The 13,591-nt window shown below is 68.0% G+C and carries 12 protein-coding genes and 2 riboswitches; all 12 genes read left to right on the forward strand.

Features of this window, described 5'->3' with window-relative positions:
• The first annotated feature begins 81 nt into the window (after positions 1 to 81).
• The 12 genes from murB to gcvPA all read left to right on the forward strand — a co-directional run bounded on the left by murB (position 82) and on the right by gcvPA (position 13,579).
• Complete coding sequence (gene murB, locus VHO04_RS08955) at positions 82 to 981, forward strand: UDP-N-acetylmuramate dehydrogenase (protein ID WP_329628005.1); 900 nt, start codon at positions 82 to 84, stop codon at positions 979 to 981.
• The gene (locus VHO04_RS08960) at positions 978 to 1,901 is read left to right on the forward strand and encodes a D-alanine--D-alanine ligase (RefSeq protein WP_329628006.1); all 924 of its coding nucleotides are present in this window, start codon (positions 978 to 980) and stop codon (positions 1,899 to 1,901) included. The genes murB and VHO04_RS08960 overlap by 4 nt, the downstream gene beginning before the upstream one ends.
• Positions 1,898 to 2,839: a cell division protein FtsQ/DivIB gene (locus tag VHO04_RS08965; protein ID WP_257544156.1), complete on the forward strand. Its 942-nt coding sequence runs from the start codon at positions 1,898 to 1,900 to the stop codon at positions 2,837 to 2,839. The genes VHO04_RS08960 and VHO04_RS08965 overlap by 4 nt, the downstream gene beginning before the upstream one ends.
• A 3-nt stretch (positions 2,840 to 2,842) precedes the next feature.
• Complete coding sequence (gene ftsA, locus VHO04_RS08970) at positions 2,843 to 4,099, forward strand: cell division protein FtsA (RefSeq protein WP_257544154.1); 1,257 nt, start codon at positions 2,843 to 2,845, stop codon at positions 4,097 to 4,099.
• Positions 4,100 to 4,250: 151 nt separating this feature from the next.
• Complete coding sequence (gene ftsZ, locus VHO04_RS08975) at positions 4,251 to 5,720, forward strand: cell division protein FtsZ (RefSeq protein ID WP_329628007.1); 1,470 nt, start codon at positions 4,251 to 4,253, stop codon at positions 5,718 to 5,720.
• Positions 5,721 to 5,803: 83 nt separating this feature from the next.
• Entirely contained in the window at positions 5,804 to 7,639 is a 1,836-nt protein-coding gene (locus VHO04_RS08980; protein ID WP_329628008.1) for an SPOR domain-containing protein, read from the forward strand.
• Entirely contained in the window at positions 7,636 to 8,808 is a 1,173-nt protein-coding gene (locus tag VHO04_RS08985; RefSeq protein ID WP_329628009.1) for a deoxyguanosinetriphosphate triphosphohydrolase, read from the forward strand. The genes VHO04_RS08980 and VHO04_RS08985 overlap by 4 nt, the downstream gene beginning before the upstream one ends.
• A 69-nt stretch (positions 8,809 to 8,877) precedes the next feature.
• Entirely contained in the window at positions 8,878 to 9,522 is a 645-nt protein-coding gene (locus VHO04_RS08990; protein ID WP_329628010.1) for an NAD(P)H-binding protein, read from the forward strand.
• A gap of 59 nt (positions 9,523 to 9,581) precedes the next feature.
• Positions 9,582 to 9,679: riboswitch (glycine riboswitch) on the forward strand.
• A riboswitch (glycine riboswitch) is annotated at positions 9,680 to 9,788 on the forward strand.
• A gap of 53 nt (positions 9,789 to 9,841) precedes the next feature.
• A complete protein-coding gene (gene gcvT / locus VHO04_RS08995; RefSeq protein ID WP_329628011.1) occupies positions 9,842 to 10,975 on the forward strand; it encodes a glycine cleavage system aminomethyltransferase GcvT in 1,134 nt (377 codons plus the stop codon).
• Between the two features lie 3 nt (positions 10,976 to 10,978).
• A complete protein-coding gene (gene gcvH / locus VHO04_RS09000) occupies positions 10,979 to 11,350 on the forward strand; it encodes a glycine cleavage system protein GcvH (protein WP_329628012.1) in 372 nt (123 codons plus the stop codon).
• A gap of 45 nt (positions 11,351 to 11,395) precedes the next feature.
• Complete coding sequence (locus VHO04_RS09005) at positions 11,396 to 12,217, forward strand: glycosyltransferase (protein ID WP_329628013.1); 822 nt, start codon at positions 11,396 to 11,398, stop codon at positions 12,215 to 12,217.
• A 3-nt stretch (positions 12,218 to 12,220) separates the two neighbouring features.
• The gene (gcvPA, locus tag VHO04_RS09010; protein WP_329628014.1) at positions 12,221 to 13,579 is read left to right on the forward strand and encodes an aminomethyl-transferring glycine dehydrogenase subunit GcvPA; all 1,359 of its coding nucleotides are present in this window, start codon (positions 12,221 to 12,223) and stop codon (positions 13,577 to 13,579) included.
• The last annotated feature ends 12 nt before the right edge of the window (positions 13,580 to 13,591 follow it).

Raw genomic sequence — 13,591 nt, forward strand, 5'->3', positions numbered from 1 at the left:
AGTCGAGACACCCATCGGCCTTAGGCCTAGCCTGAGGGGCATCTCGACTTCGCTCGATGCGAACGGAAAAGGGGGGCGGTCATGAACGCGACCGCGATGCTCCCCACCGTGCGTGGCAAGCTCACCCCCAACGCCCCGCTGGCGCCGCTCGTCTGGTTCAAGTCCGGCGGCCCTGCCGATTGGCTGTTCGAGCCGAAGGACGCCGACGATCTGGCGGACTTCCTTCGCGATCTCGATCCGGCGATTCCGGTGATGGCGCTGGGCCTCGGCTCGAACCTCATCGTCCGCGATGGTGGCTTTCCGGGCGTCGTCGTCCGGCTAGGCAAGGCGTTCGCCAAGGTCGAGGCGATCGACGCTACGACGCTGCGCTGCGGCGGCGGCGCGTCGGGCATTCTCGTGTCCTCGACCGCGCGCGACGCAGGGGTCGCGGGGCTGGAGTTTCTGCGCTCGATCCCTGGCACCGTCGGTGGCTTCGTCCGCATGAACGGCGGCGCCTATGGCAGCGAGGTCAAGGACATATTGGTCGAGGCTGAAGTCGTCTTGCGCTCGGGCGAACGCCGGACGCTGCCGCTTGCCGACCTCGGCTACACCTATCGCCACAGCGAATTGCCCGAGGGGGCGGTGGTGATCGGCGCGACCTTCCGCGGCCGTCCCGGCGCGAGCGAAGCCATTCAGGCTGAAATGGACCGCATCGCGGCGAGCCGCGAAGCCTCGCAGCCTTTGCGATCCAAGACCGGCGGTTCGACCTTCAAGAACCCCGATGGGCACAAGGCGTGGCAGCTCGTCGACGAGGCGGGGTGCCGCGGTCTCGCCGTCGGCGGAGCGCAGGTCAGTGAGAAGCATACCAATTTCCTGATCAACACCGGCGATGCGACGAGCGCCGACATCGAGTCGCTCGGCGAGGAAGTCCGTCGCCGGGTGAAGGCGAAGAGCGGCATCGAACTGCAATGGGAAATTCAGCGCGTGGGAATCGAGAAATGAGCCGGGGTCCGTGGCATGTCGCCGTCCTGATGGGCGGTTGGTCCGCCGAGCGCGAGGTGTCGCTGATGAGCGGCCGGGACATCGCCGACGCGCTTGAGAGCCGCGGCCACAGGGTCACCCGCATCGACATGGACCGCGACGTCGCGCTGCGGCTCGCCGAGGCGAAGCCCGACATCGTGTTCAATGCGCTCCATGGCGTTCCCGGCGAGGATGGGACGGTGCAGGGGATGCTCGACCTGATGGGCCTCAAATATACTCACAGCGGGCTCGTCACCTCGGTGATCGCGATCGACAAGGAATTGACGAAGCAGGCGCTCGTGCCGCATGGTGTGCCCATGCCGACGGGGACGATGGTCGACAGCGAAAGCCTGTTTTCAGTCGATCCGCTGCCGCGCCCCTATGTGCTGAAACCCGTCAACGAAGGTTCGTCGGTCGGGGTCGCGATCGTCAAGGACGACAGCAATTACGGCAACCCGATCGCGCGCGAAGCCGTCGGCCCGTGGCAGGAATTCGACCGGCTGCTCGCCGAACCCTTCATCAAGGGGCGCGAGCTGACCGTCGCGGTGCTCGGCGACACCGCGCTCGGCGTCACCGAACTGCGCGTCAAATCTGGCTTCTACGACTATGACGCCAAATATACCGAGGGACTGACCCAACATGTCTGTCCGGCCGAAATCCCCGCCGACATCGCGCAGCGGATGAAGGACCTCGCGGTCCAGGCGCACCGGCTGCTCGGCTGCAAGGGCACGTCGCGATCGGATTTCCGCTGGGACGACGAGCATGGCCTGGCCGGCATCTATCTGCTGGAGGTCAACACCCAGCCCGGCATGACGCCGTTCAGCCTCGTGCCCGAACAGGCGCGCGCGGTCGGCATCGATTATGCCGAACTCGTCGAGCGCATCGTGGAGGAAGCCCTATGAGCAGCACGCGGATCAAGCGCGGCAAGGCGCCTCCGCGCCGCCCCGCGCGCGCGCCGAAGAAGCGGCGGAAAATCCAGAAGTCGCGGCTGAACGCGGTGATCAACGCGTTGCCGGTCAGCCCGGCGACGCTGCAGCGCGCCGCGAACTGGACGATCGGCATCGGTCTGGCCGCCGCGGTCGCGCTCGCCGCCCACGCGACGGGGGTTACCGCGAAGATCCACGAGGAATATGCGCAGGCGGTCGGCCGCGCGGGCTTTCAGGTCAAGAAGGTCGAGGTCGTCGGCGCCGACCGCATCGACCGGCTCAAGGTCTATGACATCGCGCTCGCGCAGAAGGACCGCTCCATGGCGGCGGTCGATCTCGAGGATGTCCGCCACGACCTGATGCAATATGGCTGGATCAAGGATGCGCGCGTCTCGCGCCGCCTGCCCGACACGCTGGTCGTCGATATCGTCGAGCGCACTCCGGCGGCGATCTGGCAGCATAATAATCGCCTGTCGCTGATCGACGCGAAGGGCGTCGTGCTCGAACCCGTCAGCGTCGCGACGATGCCCGACCTGCCGCTCGTCATCGGCCCGCACGCGAACCGCCGTGCGCAGGATCTCGACCGGCTGCTGGCCGAGGCGAGCTCCCTGAAGGAATTGCTCGCGGGTGCGACCTGGGTCGGCAACCGCCGCTGGGATTTGCGCTTCCGCAGCGGCGAGACGCTGTCGCTTCCCGAGGGCGAGGTCGAGGCGAAGGCGGCGCTCGCCAAATTCGCGCATATGGACGGCGCCAACCGGCTGCTCGGCCGCGGCATCTTGCGCTTCGACATGCGCGATCCAACGCGTTTCGTGCTGCGCCTGCCGCACGAGGGGCAGGTGGCGCCCGCGAAGCTCGACGATGCGCATGATGCGGCCGATGCTGTTGCCGCCGCCGCTTCGGCGGAGAAGGGATAAGCCATGGCGCCGCCCCGCATCGAAAAGATCATCACCGCGCTCGACGTCGGGTCGTGGAAGGTCTGCGCGCTGATCGCGGGGCAGACCGCCGACGGCCAGCTCCATGTCCTCGGCACCGGCCAGCGCGAGAGCCGCGGCGTCCAGCGCGGCTATGTCGCCGACATGGAGCAGACCGAACATGTCGTGCGCGAGGCGATCGAGCAGGCCGAGCGGATCGCGGGGCTCAACATCGACGACGTCTGGGTCAGCTTCTCGGCAGGCAGCCTCTTGAGCGACGTCGCGCCGATCGAGAGCGAGCTCGGCGGCCACCGCATCGAGCAGGAGGATATCGACGACCTGCTCGCCGCGGGCCGCGCCGGGATCGATCCCGAGGGACGAATGATCCTCCATGCCCAGCCAGCGCTTTACACGCTTGACGGGCTGACGGGGGTCAAGAACCCGATCGGACTGCACGCCGACCGGCTTGGCGTCGACATTCACATCATCATGGCCGACGGCGCGCCGGTGCGGAACCTCGAGGCGGCGGTGCGGCAGGCGCATCTCGACGTCAACGCCGTGGTCGCTTCGCCGATCGCCGCCGGGCTCGCCTGCCTGTCGGACGAGGAGCGCGATCTCGGCGTCGCGCTGGTCGAACTGGGCGCGGCGGTCACCACCGTCTCGCTCTATGCCGGCGGAATGCTCGTCGAGATGGCGTCGCTGCCCTTCGGCGCGAGCGACATCACCGACGACATCGCCTCGGCCTTCGGCATCCGGCGCAGCCAGGCGCAGCGCCTGCAGAGTTTCTACGGCTCGGCCTCGGCCTCTCCGCGCGACAATAACGAGATCATCGAGCTCGATCCCGGCGCCCCTGCGGGCAGCGATTCGCCGCGTATCACGCGGGCGCAGCTCGTCGCGGTGATCCGCCAGCGCCTCGACGCGATGATGGGGGACATCGGCCGGACGCTGAAAGACCTGCATTTCGTCGGGCCGGTCGGGCGTCAGGTCGTGCTGGTCGGCGGCGGCGCCGACCTGAAAGGGCTCGCCGACTACACGCAAAGCGCGCTCGGCCGCGCCGCGCGCGTCGGGCGACCGCGCGGTCTGCACGGCCTGCCCGATGCCCATGGCGGTCCGGCTTTCGCGACGCTCGCGGGTCTGGTTCTCTATGCTGCGTCGGACCCGGTGGACCTTCGCGATCTGCCGATGATGGCGCAGGATGTGTATCGGCCGAAGAATGCGGGCATCATCAATCGATTGATGGCCGCTCTCAAAAGCAGTTTTTGAGCGGCGGACGTGGGAAAGGTTAATTTTTTGGGTGATTCCCACGTCACAATAGTGCAATGCGGTCACAGAATTCCGGACGGTGGGACTGACGTCCGGATGGGTCGCAAGGTGAGGGACGCGGCGCAGGTCCGCCGCACAGGGAGATGAGTGGATGAGCATCAATATTGGCCCGCCGCAGGTCGATGAACTGAAGCCGCGCATCGCGGTGATCGGGGTCGGCGGCGCCGGGGGCAATGCCATCGCCAACATGATCGCCGCTCGCGTCGAGGGCGTCGATTTCATCGTCGCGAACACCGACGCGCAGGCGCTGAACGCCTCGCCGGCCGAACGGCGCATCCAGCTGGGGACGCAGATCACCCAGGGGCTGGGCGCGGGTTCGCGGCCCGAGGTCGGACGCGCGGCGGCCGAGGAAAGCATCGCGCAGGTCGAGGAAGCGCTGAACGGCGCGCATATGTGCTTCGTTGCGGCGGGCATGGGCGGCGGCACCGGCACCGGCGCGGCGCCGGTGATCGCCAAGGCGGCGCGCGACCGCGGCATCCTGACCGTCGGCGTGGTGACCAAGCCCTTCACCTTCGAGGGGCAGCGCCGGATGCGGTCGGCGGACTCGGGCATTGCCGAGCTTCAGGACCATGTCGACACGCTGATCGTCATTCCCAATCAGAATCTCTTCCTCGTCGCCAACCCGAACACGACCTTCAAGGAAGCGTTCACCATGGCCGACGAAGTGCTCCAGCAGGGCGTCCGCGGCATCACCGACCTGATGGTCATGCCCGGCCTGATCAACCTCGACTTCGCCGACGTGCGCAGCGTGATGCGCGAAATGGGCAAGGCGATGATGGGTACCGGCGAAGCCGAAGGCGACGGCCGCGCGCTCGAAGCGGCGCAAAAGGCGATCGCCAACCCGCTGCTCGACGGCGTGTCGATGGCGGGCGCGAAGGGTGTCATCATCTCGATCACCGGCGGTGAGGACATGCGCCTGATGGAAGTTGATGAGGCCGCGAACCATATCCGCGAGCTGGTCGATCCCGACGCGAACATCATCTGGGGCAGCGCCTTCAACGACAATCTCGACGGCAAGATTCGCGTGTCGGTCGTCGCGACCGGCATCGACAGCACCGGCGACACGTCGGTGCAGGCTGCGCCCGCGACGCGCAGCTTCTCGTTCCAGCCCGCGCGCACCGTCGCACCGGCTCCGGTCGCAGAGGAGCCTGTCGAGGCGGCCGCGCCCGAAACGCCGGTCGAGGCTCCTGTCGAAACCGACAATGACCCGGCCCCCGGCTTCTCGCTCGGCGACGCGCCGCAGGCCGCAGCGCCCGCCGAAGCCGTTGCCGAGGAAGAGCCGATGGAACTCTCGCAGGTCGCGGCGCGCTACGACGATACCGCCGACGAACTGGTGCTCAGCGAGCCCGAGGCTCCGACCGGTTATCAGCCTGCTGCTCCGGCTGCCGAAGCGGCTCCGCACGCTGCGCCTGCCGAGGATGCGCCCGCGCGTTCGCTCGGTGGCGGAACGCTGTTCGAGCGCATGTCGCGCCTGTCGCGCGGTTCGACCGCCGACCGCGAAGAGGACAAGGAGGACGGGGTCGATATCCCGCGCTTCCTCGGACGCCAGAACAACCAGTAACAGGGCAGTAAGCGGCCGTTGCTCCGGGCAAGGCGGGCCTGAAATCGGGATGATCTGACTTGCCCTTGCGGCCATGGAAAGCGATGCGGCGACACGGTTGGGCCGCCGGACCCGGACGGGCCCGGCGCCTGGCCGCGACGGCGGGCGCGCTGCTGCTGACGAGCGCGGTCGTCACGCCCGCGCTCGCCTTTCAGGCAGCGACGCCCGATGCGGCGACGAAAGCGGCGATGGACAAGCGCACCGCGGCGCGAACGCTGCTGTCGTCGGCGCTCGGGCGGCTGGCGACGAACAGCAATGATGCCGCGGCGCTGCTCGATGCCGGGCGCGCTTCGAACGAGCTCGAGGATTATCGCGCCGCGGTCGGCTTCCTGACCCGCGCCGAGCAGGCGAGCCCGCGCGATGGCGCGGTCAAGGCGGCGCTTGGGTCGGCGATGGTCCATATGGAAAGCCCGACGCGCGCGCTCGACTATTTCGGCGAAGCGCAGCTTCTCGGCGCGCCCGAACGCCTGTTTCTCGCCGACCGCGGGCTCGCGCGCGACCTGCTGGGGCAGCAGGATGCGGCGCAGCGCGACTATCAGCTCGCGCTGTCGATCGCCCCCAATGACGAGGTGACGCGCCGTTATGCGCTCTCACTCGGGATCAGCGGCGAGCCCGACCGCGCGGTGCAGTTGCTGACCCCGCAGCTTCGCGCGCAGGATCGCGCGGCGTGGCGGCTGCGCGCGATGATCCTGGCGATGAACGGCCGCGATGCCGAGGCGACCGAGATTGTCAATGCGACGATGCCCCCGGCGCTCGCGCAGAATATCCTGCCCTATCTGACGCAGATGGACCGGCTCAACCCGGCGCAGCAGGCCGCCGCCGCGCATTTCGGCCGTTTCCCGAGCGGCGAACTCGGCCCGCGCCGGGGGCCGGTGCAGGTCGCCGCCGCGACGCCGGCTCCGACGCCTCCGCCCGCAGTCACAACCGGCAAAAGGGCGGAACGAAGCAAGCCGCCAGCATCGGCCATGCCGAAACCCGCTTCGAAACCGGCGCCGAAACCCGTGCCGGCCGTTTCGCCGGCGCCGCAACCGGCAGCATCCGCGGTACCCGTTCCAGCGGCAGCTCCGCCCGCGTCGCAGCCTCCCGCCGCGCATAGTCCCGCTCCCTCCGCCGCCGGCAGTCCGGCGCCGGTTCCCGCAAGGACGGAAATGGCTATCGCCACGCCGCCCGCCCCCGTTTCGTCGGCGCCGGCTTCGTCTGCGCCTGCCCCTTCCACGGCCACGTCTGTCGCCCCGATCGGTACCAATCCCGTGCAATCGTCGACACCCGTCGGTCCCGGCTTTTCGATCGCCGACGTCGGACGCCCCGCGCCGGCTCCGGCGGCGGCTCCCATGACGCCGCCGCCTTCGATCGCCCCGGCGGGAAGCGCGGTGACGCCCGAGGCGCCGCTGGCCTCGCTCGCCGCTATCGCCAGCTCGATCGAGATTCCGCCCGAGGAACTGGCGCGGCCCGACAATGCGATCGGCGCCGACGTGCTCGCTAGGCTGCGCGAGGACAAGAAGCGCGCCGATGCCGCCGAAGAGGCGAAGCGCGAGAAGGAAGAGGCAGCCGCCAAGGCGAAAGCCGAAGCCGACGCGAAGGCCAAGGCCGAAGCGGCGGAAAAGAAAGCGAATCCCGCGCGCATCTGGGTGCAGATCGCGACCGGCGCCAATGCCAAGGCGCTGGCGTTCGACTATGACCGGTTCGCGAAGAAGAACGCGGCGCTGTTCAAGGGAAAATCGGCCGCAACCACCGAATGGGGCAAGACGCGGCGCCTGCTCGTCGGGCCATTCAAGGATCGCGCGGCGGCGCAGGACTGGCTTGGCGACTACAAGAAGGCGGGCGGCGACGGCTTCCTGTTCAACAGCGACGCCGGCCAGAGCGTCGACCCGGTCAAATGAGCGTCGCCGCCTGCGCCAGCAATCCGGCGCAGAGCCGCGGCCGCCGCCACGAAGAGCCCGGCCGCGTCGTGCGCGGTCCGCGCGACGCCTTTCAGCGCGACCGCGACCGCATCATCCACTCGATCGCCTTTCGCCGCCTGCGCCACAAGACGCAGGTCTTCGTCGCGCCCGACGGCGATCATTATCGCGTCCGCCTGACCCACAGTATCGAGGTCGCGCAGATCGGCCGCGGCATCGTCCGCGCGCTCGGCCTCAACGAGGATCTGACCGAAGCGCTCTGCCTCGCGCACGATATCGGCCACCCGCCCTTCGGCCATGCGGGCGAGGATGCGCTGAAGGCCGCGATGGCGGGTCACGGCGGCTTCGATCATAACGGCCATACGCTGCGGACATTGGCGCGGCTCGAATGTCCCTATCCGCGCTTCGACGGGCTGAATCTCAGTTGGGAGACGCTGGAGGGGCTCGCCAAGCACAACGGCCCGGTGCGTCGCCCCGGCTGGGCGCTGGCCGAGATCGACGGTGAATTTCCGCTCGACCTTCCGAGCCACGCCAGCCTCGAGGCGCAGATCGCGGCGGTCGCCGACGACATCGCCTATGACAATCACGACATCGACGACGGGCTGCGCGCGGGGCTGCTGACGCTCGACCAGTTGATGGGCCAGCCCTTCGTCGCCGCCAATTACCGCGCGGTCGAGGGCCGCTTTCCCGGCGCGCCGCGCGACCGCTTGCTGCGCGAACTGGTGCGCGACCAGATCGGCGTGATGGTCAACGACGTGATCGCCGCAACCGAAGCGAACGTCGCCGCCGCCGGGGTCGCGAGCGTGGGCGAGGTCCGCGCGGCGGGCCGCACGCTCGGCGATTTCTCGGACGAACTCGCGAGGGCGGAGCGCGATCTCAAGCGCTTCATGTATGCGAACCTCTATCACCATCCCTCGCAGATCGAGGCGGCGGCGGGGGCAAAGGAGGTCGTGTCGCGCCTGTTCGGCGCCTATGCGGCCGACCCGCGCCTGATGGGCGAGGATTGGGCGTCGCGCCTGCCCGAAGGCGACAGCGCGACGGTGCGCCATATCGGCGACTATATCGCCGGGATGACCGACCGCTTTGCGATTGACCGCTTTGCCGAGATTTTCGGACGCGAAGCGGTGCCAGAGGCGCTGGCGCACGCCTGAACGCCGCGCACTGTGCGCGAAAAATGACCCACATTGCCAACCCCACCCGACGCGGCATAGGATGGTTCCATGGCGTCACCCGATATCATCCTGATCGGTGCAACCGGCCTTGTCGGCGGCGTTGTGGCACGGTCGGTCGCGGCGACGAGCCTCGTTCGCCGCGCGCCCGATGATCCGGATTCGCAACCGGAAATGGTCGTTGCGCCCGGCGAGCAATGGCCCGCGCTCATTGCCGAACGGCGGCCCGCGATCCTCATCTCCTGCCTCGGCACCACGATCCGGCAGGCGGGGTCGCAGGCGGCGTTTCGCGCGGTCGATCATGATTTGGTTCTCGCCTGCGCGCGCGCCGCGAAAGAGGCAGGGGTGCGGCATATGATCGCGGTCAGCAGCGTCGGGGCGTCATCGAAAGCCTCCAATTTCTACCTGCGGACCAAGGGTGAGGTCGAGGATGCGCTTCGGGCGCTGGGGTTCGATCGGCTCGACCTTCTGCGGCCCGGCCTGTTGACCGGGAACCGCGCGGGGCCGCCGCGGCTGGGCGAGGGCATTGCGATGGTCGCGGCGCCGCTGACCGATGCGCTGCTTCACGGATCGCTGCGCCGCTATCGCTCGATTCCCGCCGAAAGGGTCGCGAGGGCGATGGCCCGGCTGACCGGCGAGCGGGCGTCCGGCGTCTATATCCACGAAAACGACGCGATCCGCGCGCTCGCCGATTGACTCCGTAAAAAGGCGACGCCAAGGCTCGGGCGTCTGTCGGGCCTTCTTGCGGAGATTCGGCCGGCCGCGCGGGAGAGCGCGGAGCAGGGCGACCTGCGCCGCCACCGAAGGAGCAACCGCCCCGGAAACTCTCAGGTCAACGGACCGCGCAGGCTGGAACGGACACTCTGGAAAGCGTTCCGGCGAAGGTCGTCGGGACCACCGAAGGGGTAACCCTGCGTTCTCGCAGGGGAAAACTCTCAGGTTCCCGTGACAGAGGGGGCATGGCGACAGGACGGCATCGGGCCGCGCCTTGCCATGTCAACCGCGGGAGACTGACATGACCGAAACGGACTTTACGGGCGAAGAAGCGGTTCCCACCGCAACGCTGCCGCTCGACGCCTGGCACCGCGCGAAGGGCGGCCGGATGGTCGAATTCGCCGGTTACTGGATGCCGATCCAATATGAAGGCATCATGGCCGAACATCAGTGGACGCGCGAGAATGCGGGTCTGTTCGACGTCAGTCACATGGGGCAGCTCAGCCTTGAAGGCGAAGGCGCCGTGGAGGCGCTCGAAACGCTCGTCCCCGGCGACATCGCGGCGCTCAAGCCCGGCCGCATGCGCTATTCGCTGCTGCTCGGCGAGGATGGCGGCATACTCGACGATCTGATGATCACCAACGAGGGCGATCAGCTCGGCATCGTCGTCAACGGCGCGGTGAAGTGGGACGATATCGGCTATCTTCGCGAAAATCTTCCTGACGATGTCACGCTCAATCATAACGAGGATTATGGCCTGCTCGCGCTCCAGGGGCCGAAGGCGGCTGACGCACTGGCGCGGCTGGTGCCAGAATGCACGGACATGGTGTTCATGCAGGCCGCGCAGGCGACGTGGAACGACCATGCGATCGCGCTCAGCCGCTCGGGCTATACCGGCGAGGACGGCTTTGAAATCTCGCTCCCGAACGAAGCGCTCGCGGCCTTTGCCGATGCGCTGTGCGCGATGGAAGACGTGAAGCCGATCGGGCTCGGCGCGCGCGACAGCCTGCGGCTCGAAGCCGGGTTGCCGCTCTATGGCCACGACCTCAGCGAAGACACCGATCCGATCGAAGGCGACCTTGGCTTCGCGATCGGCAAGCGCCGCCGCGAAGAAGCGAATTTCCCCGGCGCCGCGCGCATTCTCGGCCACCTCGCCGACGGTCCGCCGCGCAAGCGCGTCGGCCTGCTCGTCGATGGCAAACTGCCGGTGCGCGAGGGCGCCAAGCTGTTCGACGGCAACACCGAAATCGGCGTCGTGACCTCGGGCGGCTTTGCTCCCAGCGTCGGCGCGCCGATCGCGATGGGCTATGTGCCGCGCGACCACGCGGCGCCCGGTACCGCGATCGCTGCCGAGGTTCGCGGCAAGCGCGTGCCGTGCACCGTCGCCGCCATGCCCTTCATTCCCCATCATTATGTCCGCAAACAGGGAGGCTGACCGATGCCGCGTTATTATACCGAAGAGCATGAGTGGGTCGATGTCGATGGCGACGTCGCGACGGTCGGCATCACCGACTTTGCGCAGAGCCAGCTCGGCGACATCGTGTTCGTCGAGGTTCCCGACACCGGCGCCGAACTGGCCGCGGGCGGCGACGCCGCGGTCGTCGAATCGGTCAAGGCCGCCAGCGACGTCTATGCGCCGGTCGACGGCGTGGTGACCGAGGGCAATGGCCAGCTCGAAGAGGACCCGGCCCTCGTCAACAGCGACCCCGAGGGCGAAGGCTGGTTCTTCCGCATGACGCTGACCGACAAGAGCCAGCTCGACGGCCTGATGAATGCCGAAGCCTATAAGGCCTTCATCGCCGACCTTTGACCGCTTTCACCCCTCTCCTGAAGGGGAGGGGCCTTGGAGGCTTCGATGAGCGCATCCGACGCCGCCTTCGCCGATTGCCGCCTGATGGTGGCGACGCCCATCTATGACGGGGCGCAGGGCAGCTATGTCCGCGCGGCGCTCGACCTCGCGTTGAAGGCGCAGGCGGCGGGCATCGCGGTGCGGTTCGAGTTCATCCTCTATCAGGCGTCGATCACCCGCGCGCGCGACTTGCTCTCGGCGATCTTCCGCGCCAGCGACTGCACCCATCTGCTGTTTGTTGACGCCGATATCGATTTCGCGGCCGACGATGTCTTTTCGATGCTGCGCGCGATGCGCGAGCAGGAGGATTGCGCGATTCTTGCCGCCGCCTGTCCGCGGCGGATGATCAACTGGTCCAATGTCGCGCGCGCGGTCGAGCGCGGGATGGCGACGGACGATCCCGGCGAGTTCGCGCGCTTCGGCGGCGAGTTCGCGCTGCATTTCCTGCATCGGGACCAGCGTTTCGCGCTGACCGACCTCGTCGAACTGACGCGCGCCGGGACCGGGATGATGCTGATCCGCCGCGATGTGCTCGATGGCCTCGCAGCGCGGCACCCCGAGCTCGCCTTTCGCACCGACCCCGGCGAGCGCATTGCGCACGGCGTCGCGGACAGCGAACAGAGCTTCTTCCTGCCGATGATCGACCCCGACAGCCGCGAATTGCTGTCCGACGATTATGCCTTTTGCCGCCGCGCGCGCGATGCGGGTTTCCGCATCTGGCTCGCGCCGTGGGTGCGCACGACGCACAGCGGCCCCGCGATCTTTCAGGGATCGCTTCCCGACCTCGCCCAGCTTTTTGCCGTCCATTCCGCTTCTTCCACGGAGTAGTTCATGCGTTATCTTCCCCTCACCAGCGACGACCGCGCGGCGATGCTCGCCGCCGTCGGCGCCGCGTCGATCGACGATCTCTTCGTCGACGTGCCCGCCGAAGCGCGGCTCGACGGCACGATCGCCGGGCTTCCCGACCATGCCAGCGAGCTTGCGGTCGAGCGCCACATGGCGGCACTCGCGCGGCGGAACATGGCGGCGGGCGACGGACCCTTCTTCCTCGGCGCCGGCGCCTATCGCCACCATGTCCCGGCGAGCGTCGACCATCTGATCCAGCGCGGCGAGTTCCTGACCGCCTACACTCCCTATCAGCCCGAAATCGCGCAGGGCACGTTGCAGATGCTGTTCGAGTTTCAGAGCCAGGTCGCGCGCCTGCTCGGCACCGATGTTGCCAATGCGTCGATGTACGACGGCTCGACCGCCTGCTGGGAAGCGATCGTCATGGCGCGGCGCGTCACGCGGCGCAGCAAGGCGCTGCTCTCGACCGGGCTTCATCCGCATTATCGCAGCGTTGCCCGCACGATGGCGAAATATACCGGCGACGTGCTCGTCGACGGCGATCCGAACCTCGAGGCTGGCACCGATTGGGCCGCACTCGCGGCGGCGGTCGACAAGGAGACGAGCTGCGTCGTCGTCCAATATCCCGACATCCTCGGCCGCATCGATGACATGGCCGCGCTGGCGAATGCCTGCCAGGCCGCGGGCGCGCTGCTGATCGCGGTGGTGACCGAACCCGTCGCGCTCGGCCTGATCAAGGCGCCGGGCGAGATGGGCGCCGACATCGTCGTCGGTGAGGGGCAGTCGATCGGCGTCGGGCTGCAGTTCGGCGGTCCCTATCTGGGTCTGTTCGGCTGCAAGGCCAAATATGTCCGCCAGATGCCGGGGCGCCTGTGCGGCGAGACCGCCGACGCCAATGGCAAGCGCGGCTTCGTGCTGACGCTCTCGACCCGCGAGCAGCATATCCGGCGCGAGAAGGCGACGAGCAATATCTGCACCAATTCGGGGCTTTGCGCGCTGGCCTTCAGCATTCACATGACCCTGCTGGGCGAAGCGGGGCTCCGCCAATTGGCGGGCATCAACCATGGCCGCGCCAAGGCCGCCGCCGTCGAACTGGCGAAGGTGCCGGGCGTGTCGCTGCTGAACGGCGGCTTCTTCAACGAATTCACCTTGGTCCTGCCGAAGGCGGCGCGGCCCGTCATCCATGAGCTGGCGGAGAAGGGCATTCTCGGCGGCGTCTCGCTTGGCCGCCTCTACCCCGACAATGACGCGCTGGCGAACGGGCTTGTCGTCGCGGTGACCGAGACCGTCACCGAAGAGGATATCGCCGGCTTTGCTGCGGCGCTGAAGGAGGTGCTGGCATGACCGCGCTCAACC

Origin of the sequence: Sphingopyxis sp., from assembly GCF_036261875.1 — a bacterium.
Classification (GTDB): Bacteria; Pseudomonadota; Alphaproteobacteria; order Sphingomonadales; family Sphingomonadaceae; genus Sphingopyxis.